The sequence below is a fragment of the Chryseobacterium suipulveris genome (assembly GCF_022811685.1).
Taxonomy (GTDB): domain Bacteria; phylum Bacteroidota; class Bacteroidia; order Flavobacteriales; family Weeksellaceae; genus Kaistella; species Kaistella suipulveris.
In genome coordinates this window covers 2,827,384-2,854,055 of record NZ_CP094532.1, presented here as the reverse complement: position 1 = coordinate 2,854,055, position 26,672 = coordinate 2,827,384, and the positions used below count along the sequence as shown (strand labels likewise).

26 protein-coding genes are annotated in these 26,672 nt (G+C 41.0%); 6 read left to right on the top strand and 20 right to left on the bottom strand.

Features of this window, described 5'->3' with window-relative positions; translation table 11 throughout:
• Positions 1 to 29: 29 nt before the first annotated feature.
• Both MTP09_RS13500 and MTP09_RS13495 read right to left on the bottom strand, forming a co-directional pair.
• Positions 30 to 515 carry a hypothetical protein gene (locus tag MTP09_RS13500; protein ID WP_243548996.1) on the bottom strand — a complete coding sequence of 162 codons (486 nt, stop codon included), beginning with the start codon at positions 513 to 515 and terminating at the stop codon, positions 30 to 32.
• A gap of 83 nt (positions 516 to 598) precedes the next feature.
• Positions 599 to 1,393 (bottom strand): hypothetical protein, encoded by a 795-nt coding sequence (locus tag MTP09_RS13495; RefSeq protein ID WP_243548988.1) that lies wholly within the window; start codon positions 1,391 to 1,393, stop codon positions 599 to 601.
• A 144-nt stretch (positions 1,394 to 1,537) separates the two neighbouring features.
• Between MTP09_RS13495 and MTP09_RS13490 the strand changes: the two genes are divergently transcribed.
• Entirely contained in the window at positions 1,538 to 2,509 is a 972-nt protein-coding gene (locus MTP09_RS13490; protein ID WP_243548986.1) for a class I SAM-dependent methyltransferase, read from the top strand.
• Positions 2,510 to 2,515: 6 nt separating this feature from the next.
• Here MTP09_RS13490 and MTP09_RS13485 read toward each other — a convergent pair whose 3' ends face one another.
• The 8 genes from MTP09_RS13485 to MTP09_RS13450 all read right to left on the bottom strand — a co-directional run bounded on the left by MTP09_RS13485 (position 2,516) and on the right by MTP09_RS13450 (position 11,385).
• Positions 2,516 to 3,259, bottom strand: a complete 744-nt coding sequence (locus MTP09_RS13485) for a sulfite exporter TauE/SafE family protein (RefSeq protein ID WP_243548984.1) — start codon at positions 3,257 to 3,259, stop codon at positions 2,516 to 2,518.
• Positions 3,250 to 3,705 carry a FixH family protein gene (locus tag MTP09_RS13480; protein ID WP_243548982.1) on the bottom strand — a complete coding sequence of 152 codons (456 nt, stop codon included), beginning with the start codon at positions 3,703 to 3,705 and terminating at the stop codon, positions 3,250 to 3,252. The genes MTP09_RS13485 and MTP09_RS13480 overlap by 10 nt, the downstream gene beginning before the upstream one ends.
• Before the next feature lie 5 nt (positions 3,706 to 3,710).
• Positions 3,711 to 5,174, bottom strand: a complete 1,464-nt coding sequence (gene ccoG, locus MTP09_RS13475; protein ID WP_243548979.1) for a cytochrome c oxidase accessory protein CcoG — start codon at positions 5,172 to 5,174, stop codon at positions 3,711 to 3,713.
• Between the two features lie 92 nt (positions 5,175 to 5,266).
• Complete coding sequence (locus MTP09_RS13470; protein ID WP_243548977.1) at positions 5,267 to 6,145, bottom strand: cbb3-type cytochrome c oxidase N-terminal domain-containing protein; 879 nt, start codon at positions 6,143 to 6,145, stop codon at positions 5,267 to 5,269.
• Positions 6,146 to 6,165: 20 nt separating this feature from the next.
• Positions 6,166 to 6,366: a cbb3-type cytochrome oxidase subunit 3 gene (locus tag MTP09_RS13465; protein WP_243548976.1), complete on the bottom strand. Its 201-nt coding sequence runs from the start codon at positions 6,364 to 6,366 to the stop codon at positions 6,166 to 6,168.
• A 24-nt stretch (positions 6,367 to 6,390) separates the two neighbouring features.
• Positions 6,391 to 8,670 (bottom strand): cytochrome-c oxidase, cbb3-type subunit I, encoded by a 2,280-nt coding sequence (gene ccoN, locus MTP09_RS13460; RefSeq protein ID WP_243548974.1) that lies wholly within the window; start codon positions 8,668 to 8,670, stop codon positions 6,391 to 6,393.
• Positions 8,671 to 8,675: 5 nt separating this feature from the next.
• Positions 8,676 to 8,882 carry a cbb3-type cytochrome oxidase assembly protein CcoS gene (gene ccoS, locus MTP09_RS13455; protein WP_243548972.1) on the bottom strand — a complete coding sequence of 69 codons (207 nt, stop codon included), beginning with the start codon at positions 8,880 to 8,882 and terminating at the stop codon, positions 8,676 to 8,678.
• Positions 8,883 to 8,997: 115 nt separating this feature from the next.
• Positions 8,998 to 11,385: a heavy metal translocating P-type ATPase gene (locus MTP09_RS13450; RefSeq protein ID WP_243548970.1), complete on the bottom strand. Its 2,388-nt coding sequence runs from the start codon at positions 11,383 to 11,385 to the stop codon at positions 8,998 to 9,000.
• Between the two features lie 90 nt (positions 11,386 to 11,475).
• On the opposite strand from MTP09_RS13450, the gene MTP09_RS13445 reads away from it, so the two are divergent.
• The 4 genes from MTP09_RS13445 (at position 11,476) to MTP09_RS13430 (ending at position 14,269) form a co-directional block, all read left to right on the top strand.
• Positions 11,476 to 12,189: a Crp/Fnr family transcriptional regulator gene (locus MTP09_RS13445; RefSeq protein ID WP_243548968.1), complete on the top strand. Its 714-nt coding sequence runs from the start codon at positions 11,476 to 11,478 to the stop codon at positions 12,187 to 12,189.
• A 98-nt stretch (positions 12,190 to 12,287) separates the two neighbouring features.
• On the top strand, positions 12,288 to 13,103 hold the full coding sequence (gene panB / locus MTP09_RS13440; protein ID WP_243548966.1) for a 3-methyl-2-oxobutanoate hydroxymethyltransferase: 816 nt from the start codon (positions 12,288 to 12,290) through the stop codon (positions 13,101 to 13,103).
• A complete protein-coding gene (locus MTP09_RS13435; RefSeq protein WP_243548964.1) occupies positions 13,103 to 13,435 on the top strand; it encodes a hypothetical protein in 333 nt (110 codons plus the stop codon). The genes panB and MTP09_RS13435 overlap by 1 nt, the downstream gene beginning before the upstream one ends.
• A 60-nt stretch (positions 13,436 to 13,495) precedes the next feature.
• Positions 13,496 to 14,269, top strand: a complete 774-nt coding sequence (locus MTP09_RS13430; RefSeq protein WP_243548962.1) for a sulfite exporter TauE/SafE family protein — start codon at positions 13,496 to 13,498, stop codon at positions 14,267 to 14,269.
• A 295-nt stretch (positions 14,270 to 14,564) separates the two neighbouring features.
• Here the strand turns inward: MTP09_RS13430 and MTP09_RS13425 are convergent, their stop codons facing one another.
• From MTP09_RS13425 to MTP09_RS13380, 10 genes are all read right to left on the bottom strand, one after another.
• Positions 14,565 to 15,023: a heme-binding domain-containing protein gene (locus MTP09_RS13425; protein ID WP_243551677.1), complete on the bottom strand. Its 459-nt coding sequence runs from the start codon at positions 15,021 to 15,023 to the stop codon at positions 14,565 to 14,567.
• A gap of 2 nt (positions 15,024 to 15,025) precedes the next feature.
• Positions 15,026 to 16,699: an Ig-like domain-containing domain gene (locus tag MTP09_RS13420; protein ID WP_243548960.1), complete on the bottom strand. Its 1,674-nt coding sequence runs from the start codon at positions 16,697 to 16,699 to the stop codon at positions 15,026 to 15,028.
• Between the two features lie 27 nt (positions 16,700 to 16,726).
• Complete coding sequence (locus tag MTP09_RS13415; protein ID WP_243548952.1) at positions 16,727 to 18,001, bottom strand: serine hydrolase domain-containing protein; 1,275 nt, start codon at positions 17,999 to 18,001, stop codon at positions 16,727 to 16,729.
• Between the two features lie 141 nt (positions 18,002 to 18,142).
• On the bottom strand, positions 18,143 to 18,385 hold the full coding sequence (locus tag MTP09_RS13410) for a hypothetical protein (RefSeq protein WP_243548951.1): 243 nt from the start codon (positions 18,383 to 18,385) through the stop codon (positions 18,143 to 18,145).
• Positions 18,386 to 18,390: 5 nt separating this feature from the next.
• Positions 18,391 to 19,320 carry a 2-hydroxyacid dehydrogenase gene (locus tag MTP09_RS13405; RefSeq protein ID WP_243548949.1) on the bottom strand — a complete coding sequence of 310 codons (930 nt, stop codon included), beginning with the start codon at positions 19,318 to 19,320 and terminating at the stop codon, positions 18,391 to 18,393.
• 76 nt (positions 19,321 to 19,396) lie between these two features.
• Entirely contained in the window at positions 19,397 to 19,912 is a 516-nt protein-coding gene (locus tag MTP09_RS13400; protein ID WP_243548947.1) for an acyl-CoA thioesterase, read from the bottom strand.
• Positions 19,879 to 20,640, bottom strand: a complete 762-nt coding sequence (locus MTP09_RS13395) for an HU domain-containing protein (protein WP_243548945.1) — start codon at positions 20,638 to 20,640, stop codon at positions 19,879 to 19,881. The genes MTP09_RS13400 and MTP09_RS13395 overlap by 34 nt, the downstream gene beginning before the upstream one ends.
• A gap of 93 nt (positions 20,641 to 20,733) precedes the next feature.
• Complete coding sequence (locus MTP09_RS13390) at positions 20,734 to 21,417, bottom strand: T9SS type A sorting domain-containing protein (protein WP_243548943.1); 684 nt, start codon at positions 21,415 to 21,417, stop codon at positions 20,734 to 20,736.
• Positions 21,418 to 21,532: 115 nt separating this feature from the next.
• Positions 21,533 to 23,632 carry a TonB-dependent receptor gene (locus MTP09_RS13385; protein ID WP_243548941.1) on the bottom strand — a complete coding sequence of 700 codons (2,100 nt, stop codon included), beginning with the start codon at positions 23,630 to 23,632 and terminating at the stop codon, positions 21,533 to 21,535.
• A gap of 235 nt (positions 23,633 to 23,867) precedes the next feature.
• Positions 23,868 to 24,218, bottom strand: a complete 351-nt coding sequence (locus MTP09_RS13380) for a DUF2752 domain-containing protein (protein WP_243548939.1) — start codon at positions 24,216 to 24,218, stop codon at positions 23,868 to 23,870.
• 175 nt (positions 24,219 to 24,393) lie between these two features.
• Here MTP09_RS13380 and MTP09_RS13375 point away from each other — a divergent pair, with 175 nt between their 5' ends.
• On the top strand, positions 24,394 to 26,664 hold the full coding sequence (locus tag MTP09_RS13375) for an aconitate hydratase (RefSeq protein WP_243548931.1): 2,271 nt from the start codon (positions 24,394 to 24,396) through the stop codon (positions 26,662 to 26,664).
• Positions 26,665 to 26,672: the final 8 nt, after the last annotated feature.

The following is a 26,672-nucleotide window of genomic DNA, read 5'->3' as shown; positions in this document are numbered from 1 at the left end:
GCGACAAAAATAAAGATAAATTTGGTAAATCAGTTATATTTCCAGCGATTGTCGTTCTGTTCTTTGATATATTTTTGCACGCTGTCCATCATTTGGTTCAGAAAGTTGATTTTTGACCGCAAAATCTCCGCATCTCCCGTTTCCCAAAATTCTCCTTCATCTTGCACAGTGAAGAATTCGAAGAATGATTCGATCTTTCGTAAAAAACCAACGAGCTCCATGTGGATCTCGGGATCGGCAAACTGTGTTTTGCAGGAAGTCTGAAAATGCAGTTCCTCATCAAACTCCATTATTAGCGATTCGCAACCGTCTCCAGGATTGATCACAATGCCTTTTACAAGATAATTACCGTCAATGAGTTTTCCGTTCTTTATCTTATAAAGGATATTTTCCTTTTCAATAAAAAGGTTATAACGAAAACCTTTATTAAAGGCATAATTAGTCGCGAGAACCATCAGTTCGTTGAAGTCCTTTTCAGATTTCAACTGTCCTTCGATATGAATAGTGAGTCCCATAATTTTTAGTTTCTTTCAAAGTTAATTAATTTTTGAAAACAAAAAACCACCTGTTTTAGGTGGTCAATTATTTGAAATTCATATTATTCTGTGGTTATGATAATCTTTTTATCTTTATTGATAAGGTTTTTGCCTTCATTCAACAAATCTTTGCTCCTCACATTAATCTGAATGGTTTTATTGTCGATCTGTTTCACGAAATCGTGTTTCCCGGTGATGGACTTTATCGGTTTCTGGAACTTCAAGGTATTGGTAAAGTTGGCGTTGACCATTTGCAACATTCCTGCCATACTTTGCGCCATCTGTCGTCCATAAGCGGCGATGGAGTCGCTTTTTGTTTTTGGTGCAGAGGTTTCCTTATCCTGGGTGTTTTTTCCGATCTCGCTCAACATATCTGCAGAGTTGAATTTATCGGTATCGATGGTTAAAGTATTTCCATTCCAGTTGGCGATGTCCTGAAGTGGGATTCTCTTCAGTTGTTTGCTTTGCGAGAGTAAACTGGCGATTTCTTTTGGTAAAAGTTTATCGTATTTTAACGAAAGTCCGTACATTTCGCCTTTGTCTTTATTCAATTTTAAATAGAGTTTTTTCAGAACCTTCGCGGAATCGGGGTTTACGGTGATTTTTCCGTCTTTCTGAAGGTCGAACAAGCTTTTCCATTCGGTGGTGAGATTTCCAAATTCCTTTGAATTCATAAGAACGTCCGCGGAATTATTTCCCATCATGCTCATCATTCCAAGCATCGACTTGTCGAGTAGGATATGGGATTCCATACTGGTCGCGGAATCTTTGTAGTAAGTGGTTTCAGTATTTACCGAACAAGATTGCATTACGAGCAATAGAAATCCGGCAACCCAAAGTCCAAAATTTTTAATCATTTTTGAATGTATTAAATGTATTAAGAGTGCATAATAGATTCAAAACTGATACCAAAGTTAAGGCAGCGGTTCCAACCAAAATGTGTTATTCGTTCAAAAAAGGTAACTTTGCATTTATCCAAAAAAACTGAAAAAACGATATTGATGCGAATTTTTACGAGAGAAGATTTTTACGATATTTATGTGAAGTTTTACCAGAGAGGTTTGCCTTTTCTGTTGTCAAAATTTACTACTGATTCCTTTAAGCGAACGCAGTCTGCATTTAATGAAAGCAAAATCGATAATGCCAATTACTGGATTGTTCCTGATCTTAGGAAAAGGTGGAACCTGATGATTACAGGAAACGAGGAGATGCTTTACGAAGATTATTTTACCTCGAAATATTTCAACAAAACCGATCAACTAAAAGTTCTCGCTTTAGGTTCCGGAGTTTGCAGCCACGAGATTCGGCTTGCTCAGTTGATGCCAAACTGGGAAATCCACTGTTTTGACTTTTCCGACGAACTTTTGAAGGTGGCAAAACAGATTTCCGACAAAGAAAATCTTACCAATATCTTCTATCATGCGGAAAATATTTTGAAGTACGATTTCAAGAAAGAGGAATATGATGTCGTTTTTTTCCATGCTTCACTTCATCACTTTGACCATATCGAGCAGTTTATGGATGATGTGGTGGTAAAGAGCTTAAAACCTGGTGGTTATCTGGTAATCAATGAATATGTTGGAAAAAATCGTTTGCAGTATTCCGATCTGCAGATTTCTTACATTAATAAAGCGATAAAGTCGATTCCTAAAAAATACCGTCAGGTTTTTAAAACCAATATCTACAAAAATAGTTATCAGGGTTCCGGTTTGGCGAGGATGATCATTGCAGATCCATCTGAATGTGCGGATTCCGAAAGCATTTTGCCCGCAATCCATAAACGTTTTAAGATTATTGAAGAGAAGCCATTTGGAAACAATATCATGCAGAGTGCACTGAAAGATATCGCACATCATTTTGTTGAAATGGATGTTGAAAAGGACACTGTTCTAAGAGAAGTTTTCCGGCTTGAAGACGAATTACTTCAAAAGCATCCTACTGATTTTCTTTTTGGAATTTATCGTTTGAATTAGCAGCTACTAATGGCAGCTTTCGTGGTTTCCCTCGTGGTGTTCCTTGGAATCGTTGTGGATGATTTTCAGCGCTTCCTTTTTTGGGGAAAGGTAGGGAATCCCAACTTCCATTCCGCGGAGAACGAAAAGTCCGCCGAGAATAATCATCATCACAGGAACGAATTTTAGGATTTTAATTCTGAATGCGTTCGTCATCAGGTTTCCTAAAAGTACCACCGCGAACATAAAAGGTAAAGTTCCCAATCCGAAAAGTGCCATGAAGGTTGCTCCCTGCCAAATTCCACCAGAAGCAAGACTCGCCGTTAAAGCCATATAAACCATTCCGCAAGGAAGAAATCCGTTGAGAATTCCTGTCGTGAAGCGGGATCGGTAATCTGTTTTCTGTAATAAATTGCCGAGATTGATTTTTACCTTTAAGAGAAACTTGGAAAGAAACGGAATTTTCGAGGCGAAGTCGTTTCCGCCAAAGGAAAAAATCGCCATAATGATCAAAAGAATTCCGACACCGATGGTAAGATATTGTTGGAAACCCGCCATTTCAAAACCTTTTCCCACAATGCCAAGAACTGCTCCGAGTAGGGAATAGGTAACGATTCTACCGAATTGGTAAGTGAGGTTCTGCAGGTAATAATTGGTGGACTGTTTCTTGGTTAAACCCATCGAAAGCGCAATCGGTCCACACATCCCGATACAGTGAAAACCGGACGCGAATCCCAATCCAAGTGCAGAAATGATGAGTGCTATTTCCATAAAACGTCGTAATCGACTTGGTAATGTTTTTTATCTTTTTGCCATTTTACTTTGAGCGTGTAGGAACCTTTAACCAAAACTTTTGAGGGAATTAGAATCGCGTTCTGGTTATCCAGCGTCAATTCTTTTTTCACATCGAGGTTGGCGTCGTCTGTCCTGAAAAGTTCAAAATGTACCGCTTTGTTATCTACAGTTTCCGTGGCGGGAAAGGTAATTTTGATACCTTCTGTACTTTGCTGATAGCTGGGTTTTTCGGTTAATTTCTCAGCGTTGTTTTTGGCATCGATCACTTGCTGGTATTGCAGTTCGTCTTCATAATAACTTTGGGAAACGAGCTCGGAATTCTGCTGCCCGTTCGGAAAAACCAAAACCATAAACATGATGAACGCGATAAACGATCCGAGCGCTAAAATAACTCCGTGTCCCCAGTTAAACTTCTTCAGCATATTTATTAGAATTGAATTTTAAACGGTCCTTCAAAATAGGTGTCAAATGAATCAAGCAGTTTGCCGTCTTGATCATAAACGCCGATCTTTATGTTTTGTTTTGAGAGTTTGATTTCTTTTTCAGGGAAGCTGATGTTTACATTTCCTTTGATCATCTGGTCTTTTTTCATCAGGATTTTTTCGTCTTCACCCATCGTAATCGTTCCGTGTTGCGGCTCGATGATCTTTATGGTCACTATATGATCCTTGTTAGATTTGTTGAGGAAAGTATAATTGTAGTTGTTGATGATTTTTCCGTCTCTGACAAAGAAAGTGGAACCTGCAGGTTTAATGAATTTTGCTTCCATCGAACCACGGTTGCTCAGGAGGAATCCAAGGAAACCAACCAAAAGCAGAAGCACTCCGGTGTACGCCTTCATTCTAGAAGTGAACTTAAAAGGAACTTCTTTTTCGATCTCGTCCTCTGTTGCGTATCGGATCAAACCCTTTGGCAAACCAACTTTCACCATCACCTCGTCGCACGCGTCGATACATGCGGTACAGTTCACGCATTCCAGCTGTTGTCCGTCTCTGATGTCGATTCCTGTCGGACAAACTACGACACATTGGTTACAGTCGATACAGTCGCCTTTTCCGGCAGCTTTTCGGTCTTCACCCTTTCTCCATTTTGCACGGTTTTCACCTCTTTTAAAATCGTAGTAAACATTGATGGTCTGCTTGTCGATTAGTACTCCCTGTAATCTACCGTATGGACAAACGAGTGTACAAACCTGCTCTCTGAACCACGCAAATGTAAAGTAGAATGCTGCGGTGAAAAGGATCATTACGAGGAAATTGGTAAAGTTTACAAACGGACCTTCCTTCATAATTTTGAAAACCTCCTGATAACCGACGATGTACATGAACATCCAGTGGGTAATGATAAGGGAAATGATAATATAGATTCCCCATTTCAGTGAGCGTTTCCAGATTTTTTCGGCGTTCCATTCCTGTCGGTCGAGTTTCATCTGTTTGTTACGGTCGCCTTCGATCGCATATTCGATTTTACGGAAAATCATTTCTAGGAAGATGGTTTGCGGACAAATCCATCCACAGAAAATACGCCCGAAAACTACAGTAAAGAGAATGATGAAAACGATGGAAGTAATCGCACCCAAAGCAAGAATAAAGAAATCCTGCGGATAAAATGGTTGACCGAGAATATAGAATTGCCGGTCGAGAATGTTGATCATCAGAAACGGGTTTCCGTTGATCTTTACAAAAGGTAAAATAAAGAAAACAGCAAGCAAGACGATGGCGACGAGCGTTCGGTAATTGGTGTACTTGCCGCTGGGTTTCCGTGGGAACACCCATTTTCTTTTTCCGGTTTGCTCCATCGTTCCAACGGAATCCCTGAAAGTTTCGGCTTCGATTACCTGTCCTTGTCCGCCTTTAAGCCCTTCTCTATGTATTTGCTGTTCTTCTGCCATTATTCTTTTGCATTAAAAAAAGAAAACATAATCCTTATCTCTCATGCCAAAAGATACCGGATTATGTTTTCAAATTGGTTGTTTATTAAGTTTTACTTTTCCCAGTGAGCTTCTGTTCCTTGCGGAGCAGCGCCACCCTGTGCTTGTGTCACAGGTGATTGTTCCTGGTTAATGTGGTAGATATATGCAGCCACATTTTGAATATCAAATCCGGTTAATACTCCATTCTTTCCAAATGCCTGCATTGTAGGGTTATTTTGCGAACCGTTTTCAACCATGTGGAAAACGTTTTTGAATAAAGTTTTCTCTGGTTGGTTGATCCAGAAGTTGTCGGTCAGGTTTGGTCCGATTCCTCCTTTTCCTCCGTCGTTGTGGCAGGATACGCAGTTGGTTTTGAATACTTCTTCACCTGCGGCGATATTGTCTGCCGAGTAAACTGCAGTTTCAATGGTTGGAGGAGGAGTGTTTTTCATATACTCGGCGATACTTGCAGTTTGTGCTTTGTATTCCTCATCATATTCTTTTCCTTGGTGAGCGAAGTCGGTAAATCCATAAGCAATAAGGTAAACCACACAATATGCTACACCGAACCAGAATAAACCGAGCCACCATTTAGGCAACTGGTTGTCAAGCTCCATAATTCCGTCAAAGCCGTGGTCGATAAGGATATCTTTTTCCTCGCTGCTTGATTGCTTCTTAAATGCACTTTCGTATAAGCTCTTGAAATAAGGAGTCTTCTTTGCCTCCAGATAAGCATGCTTTTCTGCATCTGACAATTTCTTGAATTTATCGTTCTCGATCAAATCCCCAATAGAATGGTGAATCATCGCGAGAATAATACTGATCACCACCGTTCCCCAGAAATAAGCCGAGGTCAGGAATGAGCCGCTCTGTACAAACATATAATACACGATGAACAGAATCACAAAAATTGTTGCTATCGTAATGTAAACGGGTGTTCTAGGTTTCATAAAAGTTTAATTTTTTAAAATTAAAGATTTTCGTCGTTATCTTTAACAATATCATCATTTAAAGGGGCATTCGCTTCTTCGTCGTAATATTTCTTTGGTCTCGAAAAAACCCAATATACGATTCCCAGGAAGAGGACAAGGAAGAATAACATCGCGATTGTTTGAAATATCGAGTTATCGCCGCTGTTTCCTAATATGTCCTTGATGCTTTGTGGTATCATTCGAATGTCCCTTTAACCGATTGATTAGTTTGTACTTGCAGTTTTAATTTCGGTAGTCTTAATGTCGGTACCCAATCTTTGCAGGTATGCAATAAGCGCTACGATTTCTTTTTTCTCAAGCGGGGTGAAGTTAGCACCTTCAGCAGCTTTCTTTTCGTCGTAAGCTTTCTTTACGTCTGCAGCTTCAGCATAGATCTGCTTCACAATGTGCGCTGCCTGATTATCTGCCCACTGATTGGCTGAATCGATTTCTGCTTTTGTATAAGGAACATCGAAAACATTTTTCATCAGTTCTAACTTAGCCACCATTTTACTTCTGTCGAGGTCATTGGCAATTAACCAAGGATATCTCGGCATGACGGATCCCGCAGAAGTTACTCTTGGGTTCAGCATGTGTTTATAATGCCATGAACTCGGGTTCTTGCCACCCTGTCTGTGCAGATCCGGACCTGTTCTTTTTGATCCCCAAAGGAAAGGTCTGTCGTAAACAAACTCCCCGGCTTTAGAGTATTGACCATTTTTACCGTTGAATCTAACCACTTCATCACGGAAAGGTCGGATTACCTGGGTGTGACAGGAGTTACATCCTTCACGGATATAGAGGTCTCTACCTTCCAATTCAAGTGGTGAATATGGTTTTACCGCAGCAATTGTCGGTACGTTGTCCTTGATGGTCAATGTTGGTACGATTTCGATGAAACCACCGATCGCCACTGCCACGAATGAAAGAACAGTCATCAAAACCGGCATTCTTTCCAACCATAAGTGCCATCCTTCTCCTTCTTTTCTTTGTTTAGAGATATTTGCCAATGCAGGAGCTTCAGCAGGAACTTCTTTTTGGAATGATCCGCTTCTTACCGTTGCAATCACGTTTACCACCATTAGAATTGCACCACTGATGTATAATAGTCCACCTACAAATCTCATTTGATAGTAAGGAATAATTGCGGTTACAGTATCCAACCAGTTTTTGTAAACAAGTGTTCCGTCTGGATTAAATTGCTTCCACATCAAACCTTGGGTGAATCCTGCGATATATAAAGGAACTGCGTAGAAAATAATTCCTAAAGTTCCTAACCAGAAATGCCAGTTTGCCAATTTCACAGACCAAAGTTTGGTTCTCCACATAATCGGCAACAGATAATAAATCATACCGAATGTGATGAATCCGTTCCAGCCAAGTGCACCAACGTGAACGTGACCAATTACCCAGTCGGTAAAGTGACCAATTTTGTTCAATGTCTTGGTTGCCAAGATCGGCCCTTCAAATGTCGCCATCCCGTAGCAGGTAACCGCAACAACAAAGAATTTCAGTACTGGATTTTCTCTAACTTTATCCCAAGCTCCTCTCAGTGTAAGGAGTCCGTTAAGCATTCCTCCCCAAGATGGAGCGATCAGCATGATTGAGAAACCAGTTCCCAATGCTTGCGCCCAACCTGGAATTGCAGTGTACTGCAAGTGGTGAGGTCCTGCCCAAATATAAACGAAGATCAATGACCAGAAGTGGATGATTGAAAGCTTATAAGAGAACACAGGTCGGTCTGCAGCTTTTGGAAGGAAGTAGTACATCAAACCAAGAATCGGTGTCGTCAATACGAAAGCTACCGCATTGTGACCGTACCACCACTGAACCAGAGCATCTTTAACCCCTGCATAAGCAGAGTAGGATTTCCATCCTGTGAAAGATAACGGTACTTCAAGGTTGTTGAAAATATGCAGCATCGCAATCGCAACCCAAGTTCCCAAATAGAACCAAATTGCTACATAAAGGTGACGAACTCTTCTGTTAAGAATGGTCATCATCATATTAATTCCGAAAACTACCCAGATCACCGTGATCAAAATATCGATTGGCCATTCGTGTTCTGCATATTCTTTAGAGGTGTTAATCCCCATGAAGAAAGTAATAACTACGGCAACGATCATTAATTGCCATCCCCAGAAGTGAATCCAGGAAAGGGTGTCGCTCCACATTCTTGTTTTAAGGAGTCGCTGTAACGAATAATAAGCTCCCGCGAAGAACCCGTTGCAAACAAATGCAAAAATTACCGCACTCGTGTGAAGCATCCTGATACGTCCAAAACCAAACGCTCCCTGCGAATTGATCAATCCTTGGAGATTACCGCTCTGCAAACTTTTGATGGTGACATCATCGGTTCCCAGGAAGTACTCAGGAAGTTCCGGATAGAAAAGCATCAGTGCCGCGGTAAGTCCCAATAAAAATCCAACGAGTCCGAAAACTACTGTTGCATAAAGAAATGCGCGCACAATGCCGTTGTCATAACTAAACTTTTGTGTTTCCATATTAACTAATCACTTTTTTCTTCTATATCTTTTTTAACTGTTTCTTCATTTTGCGGCTCCTCTTCCTTAATCACCTCCGAATCCAGCAAAATCCTTACTGCAGGGGATTCATCGTCTTCAAACTGACCTTTTCTGGCATTCACGATGAAAATAATCAGGAAAACTACTGCCAATGTCACGCTGCAAAGAATCATCAGGTACAGTATATCCATCTCCCGTGCAAATTTAGAAATAAACCTGCCCCAAATTTACTTAAAAATTATGATTTTCGGCAAGGGATGTTAAACAATGTTAATTTAAAATTCTTCTAAATAAGTGGCTTCTTCGTTACTTTCTGATACTGAAATATTTAGAGCTCCGCCACCAAGTTGCCACAGAAGTAAACACCACCACACTGATCGAGCTGATCGGCATCAGAATCGCGGCAAATAGTGGAGAAACCTTACCAAGTACAGCGAAGCTCACCCCAATTACATTGTACATTAAGCTGATCGCGAAAGTCATTTTCACTATCGTCATCGCATCTTTCGAATAGTTCAGGTATTTGTCGAGTTCCGTGATTTTTTCTCCCGACATGATTACATCCGATGAAGGCGTGAACGAATTGGTGTCATCCGCAACCGCGATTCCCACGTTGCTTTGTTTCAAAGCACCTGCATCATTTAGTCCGTCGCCGAGCATCGCCACTTTTTGTCCTTTTTCCTGTAAGTTTTTGATGTAGTTCAATTTGTCTTCAGGACTTTGGTTAAACGCCATTCCTTGCGGATTCGGAATCATCGACTTCAGCTGGTTTTCTTCCGAAGAATTGTCACCACTGAGAATATGGATATTGTAACCGTGAAGTTTTTTAAATAGAGAATTCAAGTTTTCGCGGTATTCATTTTTAAAGATGAATTTTCCTAAGTACTCATTATTTCCGCTGATATAAACTGCAGTTTCCAAATTTTTGGATTCCTGACCAACCAATTTTGCAGAACCGATTCTATACGTTTTCCCACGAACTTCGGCTTCATAACCTTTCCCAGGAATTTCAAGAAAATGTTCAACAGGGAAGTGCTCATCCTCAATTTCCAGAAATTCATATAGAGATTTTGAAAGCGGGTGATTGGAATTTTTTACTAATGATTTAATGTTCTTTAAGTCAAATTCCTGAATTTCAGTTCCTTCAAAAACGATGTCAGCTTTTTTCTGATGGGTGATCGTTCCCGTTTTGTCAAAAACCAGTGTGCCGATTTTAGATATTTTTTCGATGGTTAAAGTATCTTTAACATAAAATTTATTCCGCCCCAAAATCCGCATCACGTGTCCAAACGTAAACGGAGCAGACAACGCCAATGCACACGGACAAGCAATGATCAGAATCGCTGCAACCACCTGAAACATTTTCTCAAAATCCACGCGGATCCAGTAAATTCCTGCAATCAAGGTGATTCCTAAAATGGTGAAGGTGAAGTATTTGGAAATATGGTTGGTTAAAGTATCAAGTCCCGTTTCGTGTTTTTTGAATGCTTCTTTATTCCAAAGTTGCGTAAGATAACTTTGGTTTACGGTTTTGATAACTTCCAGTTCTAATGCAGAACCTGTCTGTTTTCCGCCCGCGAAAATTTTGTCTCCTGCTTTTTTAGGAACTGACGCGCTTTCGCCCGTGATGAAACTGTTGTCGATATTTCCCTCACCATTAATTAAAATGGAATCTACGGGAATAATTTCCTGGTTTCTCACCAAAATCCGGTCGCCGACTTTTAATTCCGAAAGAAGAATATTTTCCTGCTTTCCATGGAAATCGATTTTGGTCACGGCAATCGGGTAAAACGATTTGTAGTCGCGGTCGTAGGAAAGTGCGCTGTACGTTCTTTTTTGAAATAGTTTTCCGAGCAACATGAAGAACAGCAGTCCACACAAAGTGTCGAAATAACCCGCTCCGTAATCGGTGAGCACCTCGTAAATGCTTCTCCCATAGAGCATCAAAATCCCTAAAACAATCGGTACATCGATGTTGACGATTTTATTCTTTAAGCCAAACCAAGCCGATTTGAAGTAATCTGAAGCGGAGTAAAAAACAACGGGAGTCGCCAAAAGGAACATAATAAATCGGAACAGATTCTTGTATTTGTCGAACCAGAAATCGCTTGTTCCCATTACTTCAGCGGCGTATTCGGGATAGGAAAAAAACATTCCGTTTCCGAATGCGAACCCTGCAATTGCTAATTTAATGAGCAAAGTCTTGTCAAGAGTTTCCTCTTTTCTTTCAGCGGTTTCCAGATTGATGACTGGTTTGTACCCGAGATTGGTTAGGAATTTCGCCAAATCGCTCAGTTTCAGTTCGTTTTGGTTAAAGGAAATCTGAACTGTTTTTCTGGTGAAATTAACCTGGGAATAATTGATGTTTTTGTTCAGCGTCTGCAAACTTTCAAGCAACCAGATGCATGATGAACAGTGAATTACAGGAATCTTAAACGTAACCAAACTCGTGTTTCCTTCGGAAAAATCGGTCACTTTCTCAAAAATTTCAGGAGTGTCGAGATAATCAAACTGCGAGGAGCTTTCATCTGGACGGATTCCCGACCGTTTATTGAGCTCGTAGAAATTACCTAAATTATTGAGGTTCAGGATTTCATAAACCGATTTGCAGCCGTTGCAGCAAAACACCTTTTCGTCGAAAGAAATCCGCTCTTTCGCGATGTCTTGCCCACAATGAAAACAGTTTTCGGCCACTTCAACAAAGTTTAACGGACAAAATTATGACAAATAAATTTGTAGCAAGGCTTTAAATACCCTATTTTTGCTGATAAATGTCATAAAACTATGTCACTGGAAAAACAAACCCTGATCGAGGAGAATCTGCAGAACACCTTTAACGAAGAGTCATTCAGAGAAACATTGTCGCCCGTGGATTTTGAAAAATATCTGTCTTCAAGGCAATCTCTAAAATTTCATAAAGGCGAAACCATTTTTGAGGATGGTGAAATGGCAAAAGGAGTTTATCTGCTCAAAAAAGGAACCGCAAAGCTTTCAAAATTAGGGGTTTACGGAAAGGAACAAATTCTCCGTTTTATTAAAGAAGGTGATCTGATCGGATACCGCTCCATTCTATGCGGTGAAGACTTTCAGGCAAAAGCCGAAGCGATGACCGATGTTGAGGCGTCTTTTCTTCCGTCGGATGTTTTTCTACATTTGTTGGAAGTGGATTCCAAGCTGGCTTTTGTGATGTTGCAGAAAATCGCTTTCGAACTCGGCGAATCCTCAAATACCGTAACTTTCCTTGCTCAGAAAACCGTTCGGGAACGACTCGCGGAAATTCTTTTGCTTCTCGAGCAGAAACTGGGAACCGATCCAGAAGGATTTATCAAGATCTCATTAACCCGTGAAGAAATTGCCAACATTATCGGAACCGCCACAGAAAGCGCAATCCGCTTGATTTCCGAATTCAAGCAGGACGGGCTCATCGAAGTTGACGGCAGACTCATCAAAATCCTCAACCACGAGAAATTGATTAAGTTGGGGCACGTGATTATGTAGCTGTCTGCAGTCGGCGATCAGCGGTCGGCTTTTCCTCATCTATCTTTAATTTTCTGTATCTGCTGATTGCAGAAAGCATAAAGCCGAAAGTTAAGATTATGTCTGTACATTCAGAACTCAAAAAAATTACCACCGAGACTTTGCGAAAAATGAAATTCGACAAAGAAAAAATCACGATGCTCACCGCATACGATTACACGACTGCAAAAATGGTGGATGCAGGCGGAGTTGACGCGATCTTGGTCGGAGATTCCGCTTCCAATGTGATGGCGGGTTACGAAACTACTTTGCCGATTACTTTGGATCAGATGATTTACCACGCACAATGTGTAATTCGTGGTGTTGACCGAGCTTTGGTGGTGGTCGATCTTCCGTTCGGAAGTTACCAGTCGAATCCCGAGAAAGCGTTGGAATCTGCAGTTCGGATTATGAAAGAGTCTGAAGCTCATGCAATAAAACTAGAAGGCGGAAAAGAAATCGAGGAATCGATCATCAAAATCGTCAATGCTGGAATTCCTGTGATGGGACATTTGGGATTGACGCCGCAGTCGATTTACCAGTTCGGAACGTATAAAGTTCGCGCAAAAGAAGAGGAGGAAGCAGAGAAACTCATCAGCGACGCCAAACTTCTGGAGCAACTCGGATGTTTTTCTTTGGTTTTGGAAAAAATTCCTGCGGCACTCGCAAAGAAAGTGTCAGAAAGCATTTCGATTCCAACCATCGGTATTGGAGCAGGTCCCGACTGCGACGGTCAGGTTTTGGTGTACCACGATATGGTGGGAATGAACAAGGATTTCTCACCTAAATTTTTAAGAAGATACCTCGACCTATATACCGAAATTACTGGCGCGGTTTCCCAATATGTGAAAGACGTGAAAAGTTCGGATTTTCCTAATCAAAATGAGAGTTATTAATGAATACAAATACACAAACAATTCAAGGAATCCTATCGATTGCGGCACTCGTTTGCCTCGTTATCGGATTCTTCAACCTATTGTCGCCTGAGCTGAACAACCTTTTGTACCAGAAGTTTTTCTACATCTTAATCGGGGCGAGTTTCTTTTTGCAGGCACCGACTTTAACCAACCAAAAATTTCTTTATCCGATGTATCTTGCGGCTGCACTTTGCGTGATTGGCGCATTCATTCCCACAGATTCGCAGTTTGCTTCGCTGAAAACGATCGGGCTTTTTGCGGGAGTAATTATTTCGCTTTTCAGCAGACCGAGATTGGAGAGGCGGCAGTAAGTTAATATGCTTCTCGCAGATATTCCTTAATTTTAATTTTTGGATGGCAAAAAATTAGAAATGCAGGAAATTATTATTTGTGCGGTTGCGCTGTTTGCGTCGGGACTTACTTTTTTTTCAGGATTTGGTTTGGGAACGATTCTTCTTCCCGTTTTCGCACTGTTTTTTCCGGTCGAAGTTGCCATTGCTTTAACGGCGATTGTGCATTTTCTGAACAACGTCTTCAAATTCTTCCTCGTTGGGAAAAATGTTGACAAACAGGTTTTGTTGAGATTTGGGATTCCTGCAATTGCGGCGGCGTTTTTGGGAGCTTATTTGCTCAATTATCTTTCAGAAATGAAACCGTTTTACGAATACGGATTTTCGGGAAAATCATTTCAAATCACTGCAATCAAGGTGATCATCGCGGTTCTGTTAATTTTCTTCGCGCTCTTCGATTTGATTCCCCGGCTGAAAAACCTGCAGTTCGGCAAAAAATATTTACCGCTCGGTGGATTGGTGAGTGGTTTCTTTGGCGGACTTTCAGGGCATCAAGGTGCGCTCCGATCGGCGTTTCTGATTCGGGCGGGATTATCGAAGGAAGCTTTTATCGCGACAGGAATTGCAATTGCCTGTCTCATCGATATTTCGCGGCTTTCCGTTTATTCGGAACACATCATCAAGAATAACGAATCCCTCAACTGGAACTTGGTGATTCTCGCGACACTTTCTGCTTTTGCGGGTGCTTTTTTAGGGAATAAACTCTTGAAGAAAATCACCATTTCCTTCCTTCAAAAATTTGTTGCGGTGGCTTTAATTGTGTTTTCTGTTTTCCTGGGATTGGGAGTTTTGTAAAACTTTCAACCGTAAACATTTTCAGATTTTGATAATTATTCAAATCTGATCAGTTATCAAAAATTATGTGACAAATTATAAAAGCAAGTTTTTTTCTGAAAACGCAAAGATTGAGTTTTGAACTTCCATAATTCAGTGGGCAAAGATTTTTTCGTCAAAGACGAATTGAAGAAGGATGGATGGAGTGCGCTTCAAAAAATCTGCTTGCAGATTCTTCTTTGCATTCTTAAGATTTGATGCCTTATAGATAATCTTTGCGGTGAAGAAAAGAACTGAAACCTTTTCTAATTGGATTTTAGTATTTCCCCGACTTCAGCAGTTCCTCAAAGTAATTCACGAGCAAAACCCTTTCCGCTTTGGTGAGGTTCGCCTCGGGATGCTGCGCAATATAACCAGTCATCGGCATCGAGTAATCCTTGACCGATTTCGCCGAGTTTTCGAGCATATTCTTTTTCAAATCAGGGTTGAAATTCTTCCATTCCGAGAAATTCAGATGTTCTCGACCTTCGTTGATGTGGTTCTTGATCGACCACGAAATTGGCGCGACATACGCATAGTTCGGGTAAACCGTTTCGTTGGAATGGCAGTCGTAGCAAGCTTTTTTCAAAATTTCAGTAACATTTTTGGGAGTGTTCTGCACCGTCACGAAATTCACTTTTTCATCAACGGGTTTGTTGGTTCTGTCCACAGGAATGAACTGAATCAATGCAATCACAATCAGAAACCAGTATAGAATATTCAGGAATGTTTTCATCATTAAGGTTTCTTGGTTTCTATTGGAGTCGGTACGTTCGGTAAAGTCTCTTTCGGCGCTTCCTTCTTCGGCGCGAGATCCCACACTTCGCGGATTTCCCACAACGGACGAATGTCAATCTTCTTGTCCATCAAATAAACATCTTCCGCAAATTCATTATTGGCAAAATCGGCGGTGTCCCAAATTCCGTTTTCGTTATTGTCAACCAAGATCCGAATCTGGTATTTCCCTGGTTTTATGGAGCTAAAGATAAACTTAGTTTCTTTTCCGTAACGGGAATACGCAACATCATTTCCCTCATTCAGCAATTGTAGCCAGAACTTGTGAGTTGGTGGATTTTCAAGGGTTAGATTTAAAGTGCCGTAGTTTTCGGTTTTATCTCCCTCAAAATCAAATCGGTAGGATTTAGCAATCGATTCGTAAAAAGAAGACACGGTTTCTTTCGGTACAGTTAATGAGTATTTTTTACCTTCCTTAAAATTAGCTTTAATGAAAATTTCGTAAGGATTTTTTTCCGAGATTCTTGCGGTAAATTCCTGTTGGATGCTGTCTGAAACCAGTGTCCATTTTTCTGTTTGAATTCTGTCGATATAGTAATTCGATTTGATGGCGAAATCCTGATTCGGCGGCAAAAGATTCCCTCTGGAATTGCTGACCGTCATTTCATTCTTGGTGTTGTAACGGTAAAACAGCGATACCGAATCTTTCTTGATTCCGTTGTCGTAGCTGAATTTCAGGTTTTCGCTTTGTGTGATTCCCAGATCCTGTTTTCGGGCATCAAACCAAATGGTCACCGAATCAGATTTTGGAGTTTGCGTTACTTTGTAATCCTGGAGTTTTGCGTTGAGCGACTGCACTTTCACACTTTCTGGATTCCCTTCGAAAGTCATCAAAACTCCACCAGGAACTTCTTTCATCTCGGTGTATTTTACCGCTTTCTTCGATGGATAAAGGTAAATTTCCATTCCCGAAATACTTTTGTCCAACTCAATCTTTTCTTTCTTGAAGCCGACACTTTCTTTTCCTGCGTCATACACTGAATTTCCATTGGCGTCGTCGAATGCGAGAATTCGGTAATTTCCGGGCGACAGATAATTCAGCTCGAAGTAACCGTCTGGATCGGCTTTGGTGATGTAGTACGGTTTTTGGCGGTAGTTCATGGAATCTTTTTCCTGATATAGTCCGACCACGAAATTCTTTTCAGCGGTGCCGCTTTGTTTCTGGGCGATCATGTTTTTCACATCGCCGCTGATGTAGAGGTTGTCGATTTTATCTCCAGTAGAAAAAGCAAAAGTGTAGTATTGAAGCGGGTTTCCTTCGTTGTTGTCAACGATCGAGTTTCCAAAATTAAAATTGTAGGTTGTATTTGCTTGCAGCGTATCGTCCCATTTGATCAGCAGGTATTTATTCGCCATTCCCGAAGGAAGAATTTTTTTCATCCTTTTTAATGATGGCGAAATAATCAGGTTTTTGTTGATGTCTTTCAGCGTGATGTACTCGTCGAAATCAATGCGGAGTTCCTTGATGTTTCGTGGTACATTCACTCTTGAAGTATCGATATTGCTCCCGACAACTCTCGGCGGAATCGTGTCTTTGGGACCGCCAACTGGGGAACCAACTCTTGCGCAGGAAGTGACGATGATGCTGAAAATGAAAAGAAAAATAATTTTCCTCATTGAGAAATTTTGAACAAAAATAAGAAATTATTCGCTGTAGGAATCCACGGAATCTTTGGCAGTAGAACTTTTAGTACTGTCGGTTTCGTTCATCACCTTGTGGAATTTCTCGATTTCGTAAGGGAAATTTTCAAACAGCCCGGAAAGCGCGAGTGCCGAATAAACCCTCCTCGAATATTTGTTTCCGATGGCGACAATGGTTACGTTGGATTTCAGAAGGTGGGCAAAAACAGAGTTCGTTCCGTGCCACCATCCGTTGTGGTAGGTGAGTTTTTCGTTTTCGTTAAAGACCTTCATCCTGAAACCGATTCCATAATTGTTGACTCCCGGTCTTTCGTTGCTGTACGGTTCAAAAATCTTTTCGTAAAGGTCGTGGCGAAGGAAGTTTTTGGCAAACATCGCCTTGGAGAAATTCAGCAAATCGCGTGGCGTGGTGAACACGTTTTTGTCGCCGTATATTGCATCAAGACGATCATAAGGATAAACTCTCGGTCCGCGTTGGTAAAAGGATTTCGCTGCGGTCGCCGTATCTTTTTCCTGAAAAATATAGGTGTGCTTCATTTTCAGTGGGCGGAAAACAATCTGCTGCATCGCCTCCGGAAAAGGAGTTTTGGTAACCTGCTCGACAATTAAAGCCAATAACGCATAATTCGTATTGCAGTACATAAAGCCAGTGTCGGTTTCGCGCGAAAGTTCGGGTTGGTAACGAATCAGCATATTCAGCACATCCTGATTGGTGAGGAATTTCTTGGAAAGTTCCGCTGGTTCTGGCTTTATTTTTTCAATGAAGTATTCGTATTTCGGTAGTCCACTTCTTTGGTTTAAAAGCGTGAAAACAGTCACTTTCGGATAGGGGAATTTTGGGAAGAATTTTGTCAGATGGTCATTCAGATCAATTTTTCCAGCTTCCACGAGTTTCATTACCGCCATTGCTGTCAAAGTTTTTGAAACCGACGCGACGTGCAGTGGAACTTCTTTATTGATGGGTTCCTGATTTTTGTCCTGAGCAAATCCGCGGTATTCTTCGTAAAGAATTTTGTCGCCTTTTGCTACGAGAAACCCGCCCCACAAATCGCCTTTTTCCCAAACGTTTTTGTAGTAGTTGTCGAGAACAGATACGATGGAGTCCTTGTTTTCCAGCTTAATGTCTTTTCTGTGGAAAATCTCGGCAAGCTTGATGTTTCCGTAATTGGGCAAGCTGGTTTCGGTGTCTTCGCTTTCAGAATTGATGCCTTCTGATTTGCATGAGGTCACCAAAATCGCCAAAAGTAGCAGCGGCAAAATACTGCGGAAAAAATTCATCAAGAAAAACTATTTAAGAATCCCGCAAATTAAGGGATTTTTTGGAAAGCAGCGTAAGATTGCAGTCATAAAGATTTGTTAAGAAATTGAAATAAAAAAAGGACTCAGTAAATGAATCCCTATTTGTCTTTGTAATGTCCTCTATTTTGAAGAAATAGATTTCCATACATTCTTTGGGTCAATTCTGATGGTGTTGCCTTCTTGGTCTTTCCGTATTCTTTCCAATCGTTCCAAAATCACAGGATTTGTAATGTCAGAAGTTGTCTCTTCCCTTTCCTCGATTTCCAAATTCAAGGCCTTGAAAAAAATCTTCATCAACATTTTTTCTTTCTTATTTTGTGGTCGAAACATAATTACTTCCATAGCAAGAATTTTTTTGTGCATTAGAGTTAAACAATTTCAATCAAAATCTTGTCCACAATTACCTGCGCCAGTTTTTCTTTGCTTTGTGTTGTCCAGCCCGCAATGTGTGGTGTCACGATGACCTTCTCAGAGTTGAGCAGGAATTGAAGGTCTTCGTTTTTCGTTTCTAGATTTTCAAAAGACGATTTTTCATATTCCAAAACGTCAAGTGCTGCAGCTTTTACTTTTCCATTTTTAATGGCTTCAACTAAATCTTTCGTTTTGACATTTTTTCCACGGGCAGTGTTCACGAAATAGAAATCCTTCTCCATTTCAGAAATAAATTTTTCGTCAATGAGATAATGTGTTTCAGGCGTAATCGGGAGGTGCAAACTCAAGATATCGGATTCTTTTTTGAGTTCTTCCAATGAAACCTGAGTTGCAAATTCATCTGAAAGATTCGGTAAGATATCGTGGAAAATGACTTTGCAGCCAAACCCCGAGAGCCGTTTGGCGACCGCTTTTCCCATATTTCCGTAACCGATGATTCCGAATGTTTTCCCTAGAAGCTCGTCGCCGCGGTTTTCCTCTCTTTTCCAGATTCCGTTTTTTACCTCGTTGGATGCGATAAACAGACGGTTCATCAAAATCAGCAACATTCCCAAAACGTGTTCCGCCACAGAATCCCGGTTTCCTTCGGGTGAACTGATGAGTCTGATTCCTGAAAGTTCGGCAAACTCGCAGTCAATATTTTCCATTCCAGCGCCGACTCTCGCAATGAACTTCAGATTTTTAGCATGCTCAATAAAGTTCCTGTCGATCGGGATTCTGCTTCTGATAATGATTCCGTCGTAATCTAAAATCTTTTTTAAGACGTCATCGTAAGAGGAAGTGAAATCTTCATCCAACAAAAAACCCTTTGCGGAAAGTTGTTCCGTAATGAGTGGGTGGTTTTTGTCGAGGAGGAGGATTTTCATGATAAAAGAGCCAAGTTAAAAGAGCCAAGAGTCAAGTAAAAAGAGCCAAGATGGTTCATGGCAATTTCAAATCAACTTAGATAGAGAAGAGTTTCTTCAGCTCCACCGAATCTGCAGGTTTCATTCTTCCAGAGAGGATGAGCGAAAGTTCTTTTCTTCGCAGTGCGGCATCGAACCGAAGTTTTTCTTCCTCGGTTTCTGGCTCCATTTGTGGGATCGGAACCGGTTTGTTAAATTCATCCACCGCCACGAAAGTGTAGATTCCTTCGTTGGTATGGATTTTTTTCTGATTGATCGGATCATCCAACCAAACATCGACATAAATTTCCATTGAGGTAGAAAACGCCCTTGAAACTTTCGATTCCAAAACAACGATTCCGCCTTCAGGAATGGGGTGGTTGAACGAAACGTGGTTCACAGAAGCCGTTACGACGCGTCTTTCACAATGTCTTGCTGCGGAAATTGACGCGCATCGGTCCATTCTTGCCAAAAGTTCGCCACCGAAAAGGTTTCTGAGTGAATTGGTTTCGTTGGGAAGCACGATATTCGTCATCACCGTTAATGATTCCGACGCTTTTTTGATTTTTGCCATTTAGATTTTGAATAATTTTTTGAGCTCCACTTTTGGGCTGTTTTCTTGGGCTGAATTGCCACAGTTTCAATAGAATCTGTTCGGATCGAGTCCTGAACCGCGATCGCTGCATTTGCAGAATCAGTTTTGACACTGTCTTTCTGAATTTTCGGAGCAGGTTTTTCTTCGTGTAAATTGTTGAATGATTTCTTGCCGAAGATCATTTCCGGCTGAGTAATTCCCACATAAGCGAGCCCTAAAACACCGGCAAGCAACGGAAGGATCCACCAAGCGGAATTGCTGAAGGTGAATGCACCCGCTTTTGTTCTGTTCCTCTTGATTTCGGAAAACTTGATTTCTTCCAGTCCGTAAAAATCGGGCGAAAGATTTTCTGTTCTAATTCCTTTGAAATGCAGTTTGCTGTCGTCCAGAAAAAAAGTTCCCAAATTTTCAACGGAAAGCTTTTTCTCTTTATAAAGAGTTGCGTTCCAGAAATTCACCTGTTTCGTGATCTCGATTTCGGCGTCAATCTGTTTTACTTTATTGTGTTTTGCAACAAATTGTGCAAACTTTTGTGAATCTCTCGCTGCAGTTTCACGAAAAGCGATTTCACTTCCCGGCGGTAGAATACTTTTGCCGTCACTGTCCAGAACCGCGTTGCTTTTCTTTAGATAAAAAGTTCCGAATCCGGGTAGAGAAACGGTTCCGTTTTGTTTCAAAAATTCGAGAATCAGTGCGGTGAAATTCATACTTTGGCAAATTTATGTTTTTTGCATGAGTTTATCAAAACAAAAAAAAAGACTGCCGAAATTGGGCAGTCTCTTATTAATTGTTAATGAAGATTATTTTGCAAACTTCACTACTTCGTTTTCAGAACCATTGCTGATTTTCACAAGGTAAAGTCCGTTAGAAGGTACATTCAAGTCGATTGCGTTTCCGTCTGCGTTTACATTAAAAGTCTTAACCAGCTTTCCGCTCATTTCATATACCGAAAGAGTAAGGTTTCCTTTTGCAGAAGTATAAAGTTTACCTGCTACTACTGCTGATTTAGCTTTTGCAGAAACGTTAGAAACAGCCAATGCAGGAATTGTTGTCGGAGTAAAACCAACTGTGTTCGCTTGAACGTCAGCAGACTGGTGCGTTGCGCCGTTTTGTTGATCTTTGAAAACCATTCCAAAGTTGGTTAAAGTAGTACCTGCAGGGATTACATTATTAGTGCCGGTCCAAAGCTTTGTAGCAAAGTCAACATTTCCAACGTAAGCATTGTCTGCAGCGCTCCAGTTCATTGTTACATTAGAGTTGTTCCAAGAGTCATCAAGTTGTGCACCGGTACCATTATCTGCTGGTACAGACCACATGTGGATATAAAAAGTCTGAGTTCCTACTCCCGGAGCATAAAATGTGTAATTATTTGAAGCTCCGTACATGATTTTTACTTTTCCAGCTGAAGTTACTGTAACCTGTACCTGAGCTGAAACTGTGATGATTGCAAATAAAGCAACCAGCAAAGAAGAGATTTTTTTCATAATGTTTTTATTTAATTAAAGTTAAGGGGACAAAATTAAAATAAAATTTGCAATAAAAAACAGCTTCTGTAAAATATTTTACAGAAGCTAAATTCAATTATTTATGTTTTACATTCTATCTGAACCAAGCGCTTACGCCGAAAAGGAAGTTGGTTCCCGCCTGTGAAAAATAAATGGGTCCTTCATACACATAACCATTGTTTACATATTTTTGGTTAAAAATATTGTTAACCAAAAGCTTGAAATCAATATCAGTTCTGTTTAATTGTAAAGTGTATTTTGCATTAAAATCGGTCAGGAAATACTCCTTAAGTTTTAGATCTGCATTATTGGTATTGTCCAGAAACTGGCTTCCTACATACTGATTTTGAAGACCGACCGAGAAGTTTTTGGTTGGTGAATAACTAAGCAACGCGTTCGCAATCACATTTGGTGAAAAGGAAATGGGCGTGTTTCCAAGATTATCAATTCCGTTGCCGGTTTCATTTTTGAAGTCCTGGTTTTCGTTTTTACTTAAAGCAAGATTCCCTGAAAGATTCCACTGTTCCGACAGTTTTGCCAAAGCGCCGAGCTCAATTCCCATCCTGTAGCTTTTACCCGAATTTACTCTGATGAATTCTCCGATATTGTTGATTTGTCCGTTCAAAACCAGCTGGTTCACATAATTCATATAATAGAGATTCGTGGTAAAGGAGAGGTTACCGAAAGTTTTCTCGATTCCTGCCTCGAAATCGTGGAGTTTTTCAGCTTGAGTTTCTGTATTTGAAAAGAGGTCGTCTCGGTTCGGTTCGCGGTGTGCGTGTGCGTAGGAAACGAAAATTTTTCCTTGAGGAATTTTGTAGTTCACACCAAATTTCGGGTTGAAGAACAGCCAGTCCTTTTTCAATTCAACGCCTTCTTCATCGCCTTGCTGAACGATCCCTGTGTTGTAGCCGATGTTTCTCAACTGCAAATCTCCAAAGAATTCGAACGCGTCTACTTTAACAATTGCTTTTGCAAAACCTGCGATTTCATTTTTTAATGAATTGTTTCGGTAATATTCATGCTCGAAAATTTGGGGAAGAAAAACGTCGGAAACATTTCCGTAATGCCTTCCGTAATACTGGTTTCCAACGAGTCCAAAGTTCAGGTCGAGGTTTTCAAACTTCCCATAAAGCGTGGAAACCGCTCCATAGAAATCATTGTCGAGCCATTTTTTTCTGATGAAGTCCGAACGTTTCGAAGCTCCTTGATTTGGCAGATTGTATTTCGAGTATTTCGCATCCTGCTTATAGTTTTCGTAATATCCTTTTCCTTTGGTGTAATGGAGAGTGGTTTCAAGATTCCAACGGTCGTTGAAGTTCTGCTCCCACAATAATTGATAATGGTTCTGCCCGTAATTGTCGGTTTCGTTATCGTAGAAACTCACGATGTTTTCCCAGTTCGCATCATAAATCGCGCCCGAAAAATTGAATTTCGGGTTGGTTTCCCAAGTCGCCTTATCGATGCCGTTCCAAGCTTGGTAGGTTTTTTCTTTTCCACCAAAAGCAAGAAAACGGAGTTTCGTTTTGTTTTGTTCGAATAGCGCAGTAAAGTTGTAGGAATCCAAATCCGAGAAAGCGCGGTCGATATATCCGTCGGAATGAATTTTCGTGTAACGTCCCATCAAACTCAGCCGGTTGTTCCAGAACTTCCCGGAACCGATTTCGGCAGAATATTTATAGGTGTTGAAAGATCCGTAAGTATTGTCGGATTTTATGTAGAATTTTTCATCGGGATTTTTCGAGATCACGTTCACACTCGCTCCAAATGCCGAAACTCCGTTGGAAGATGTTCCAACTCCTCGCTGAATCACGATTTGTGAAGCGGAACTTGTCAAATCAGGAACATCCACAAAGAAAGTTCCCTGCGATTCGGAATCGTTGTACGGAACGCCGTTCATCATTACATTAATGCCGTTTCCGCCAACTCCACGGATTCTGAAACCTGTGTAGCCAACTCCATTTCCCGCATCGGAAGTTGAAATAACCGACATCTGGTTTTTCAACAACACGGGTAAATCCTGACCGAGATTTTTCTGGTCCAGATCCTTTTGCACATTGATGATTTCTTTGGCGACGGGAAGCCGTTTGGTAAAATTGATGGCCTCGATTTGTGACTCCTTGATGGAATCCTGCTGAATTTGCGCGTAAAAAACGGCTGGACTCAAAAGTCCTAAAAAAAACAATCCTTTCATTCTTTTAATTTTTAAGATTAATTGAATAAAAGGGGCGATTAAATTAAATGCATCAATTTTTTAATGTAGCAATGTAGCAATCAGATTGGTACATTGTTCAATTTTTACATTGGTACATTTTATATGTTCCCTAAACAGCATTACCTGTTCCAGGTTCATTGGGTATAATCTCAGCCGCGGATGCAGCACCCCTTTATTTCTGACCGCGAAATTACAAAAAATATTTGCATTTTTTTTACATATTTCGAAAAATAAAAAAGAGCAACACGATTACGGCAAAAATGTAGAATGAGATCCTGTTGAATAACAAGCGGTAGAGCTTTGGAAATCTATTCTTTACAGCATCAATACTAAAGATTAGGTAAAGAAATGAAACGGGGATCGCCACAACAATCAGTGGATTATGAATGAAGGCACTCTTAAAATTCAGATGCAGCAACTCGTGAACCGCTCGCTGCGAACCGCAACCGGGGCAATCTAACCCTGTCGCTGACTTAAAAGGACATGACGGAAAGAACGGGTTTTCTGCCGGATTAAAGAAAAAATATGCCGCGCCTAAAATCAAAATTACGGCAACAGAAATCATTATGGGCAGCTTCTTCTTTATTGTAAATGGCTTTTGGGTAAAAAACGGATAAATTTAACAAAAATATAGATGTTTGAGATAATATTTATTTTAATTCTTAATCATTTTAACCCGTTTTGCTCCTAAAAATTTCGTAATTTTGGACTTCAATTATTTTCATTAAAAACATACCGATATGACTTTTGACATTGATATGATTAAGAAAGTGTACGAACGCTATCCCGAAAGAATTGCGAAAGCGAGAGAAGTTGTGGGAAAACCGCTTACACTTGCAGAAAAAATTCTCTACACGCACCTTTGGGAAGGAAACGCGACACAAGCTTATGAAAGAGGAAATTCTTATGTAGATTTCGCTCCGGACAGAGTGGCAATGCAGGATGCGACCGCGCAAATGGCGCTTCTTCAGTTTATGCAGGCCGGAAAAGCAAAGGTTGCAGTGCCTTCTACCGCACACGCCGATCACTTGATTCAGGCAAAAGTGGGTGCTGAAAAGGATTTGCAGGAGTCATTAAACAAAAACTCTGAAGTTTTCAATTTCCTCAGTTCGGTTTGCGACAAGTACGGAATCGGATTCTGGAAACCGGGAGCAGGAATCATCCACCAAGTGGTTTTAGAAAATTATGCATTTCCAGGAGGAATGATGATCGGAACCGACTCACACACCGTAAATGCAGGTGGATTGGGAATGGTCGCGATCGGTGTTGGTGGTGCAGATGCAGTTGACGTGATGGCAGGAATGGCATGGGAACTGAAAATGCCGAAACTGATCGGAGTGAAACTTACCGGTAGAATGAATGGCTGGACTTCGGCAAAAGATATTATCCTAAAAGTAGCAGGAATTCTAACCGTGAAAGGTGGTACCGGCTGCATCATCGAATATTTCGGCGAAGGAGCGCAGTCGCTTTCCGCAACAGGAAAAGGAACCATCTGTAATATGGGAGCAGAAGTGGGAGCTACGACTTCAACTTTCGGTTATGATGATTCGATGAGAAGATACCTTGCTGCAACCGGAAGACAAGACGTAGTAGATGCTGCTGATAAAATTGCAGAACATTTGACCGGTGATGCCGAAGTTTATGCAAACCCACAACAATATTTTGACCAGGTAATTGAAATCGACCTCGACAAATTGACTCCACATTTGAACGGACCTTTTACACCGGATTTAGCGACTCCAGTTGCAGAATTCCACGATAAGGCAGTTGCGAACGGTTGGCCAATCGACGTTGAATGGGCGCTGATTGGTTCTTGTACCAATTCATCTTACGAAGATTTGTCAAGAGCGGCTTCCATTGTTGAAGATGCTTTCGCAAAAGGAGTGAAACCAAAAGCAATCCTTGGAATTAACCCTGGTTCTGAGCAGGTGAAGTTCACTGCAGAAAGAGACGGTTTCCTTGATTCTTTCAGAAAATTCGAAAATGCCAGAATCTTTACCAACGCTTGCGGACCGTGTATCGGACAGTGGGACAGAGAGGGTTCTGAGAAAGAGGAGAAAAACTCCATCATCCATTCCTTCAACAGAAACTTCGCAAAAAGAGCCGACGGAAATCCAAACACCCACGCTTTCGTAGCTTCGCCGGAAATGGTTGCCGCAGTTGCGATTTCAGGAAGATTAGACTTTAATCCGATCACAGATACTTTGACCAACGAAGCAGGTGAACAGGTGAAACTCGACGAGCCAAAAGGTTCCGAGCTTCCTGCAAAAGGTTTCGCGGTAGATGACAATGGTTATCAAGCGCCATCTGCAGACGGTTCCTCTGTTCAGGTGAATGTAAGTCCGACTTCTGACCGACTTCAGATTTTGGAGGAATTCCCAGCTTGGGACGGACTCAATATTACGGGAGCAAAAGTTTTAATCAAAGCTTTCGGAAAATGTACAACCGACCACATTTCAATGGCGGGTCCTTGGTTGAAATACAGAGGTCACCTCGACAATATTTCCAACAATATGTTGATTGGTGCAGTAAACGCCTACAACATGGAAACTAACAAGGTGAAAAATCTACTGACCGGTGAATACGGTGAAGTTCCTGCAGTTCAGAGAGCTTACAAAGCAGCAGGAATTCCTTCTATCGTGGTGGGCGACGAAAACTACGGCGAAGGTTCTTCCAGAGAGCACGCTGCAATGGAGCCGAGACATCTTGGTGTAAAAGCGGTTTTAGTAAAATCCTTCGCACGTATCCACGAAACCAACCTGAAGAAACAGGGAATGCTTGGATTGACTTTTGCCAACAAAGCAGATTATGACAAAATCCAGGAGGACGATACCGTGAACTTCCTTGATCTCGACCAATTTGCGCCAGGAAAACCATTGACTTTGGAATTCGTTCATGCCGACGGAAGCAAAGACACCGTTGTTGCAAACCATACTTACAACGAGCAGCAGATCGAATGGTTCAAAGCGGGATCCGCACTGAACCTGATCAAGCAGATGGAAGCCAATTAATTTTGGAA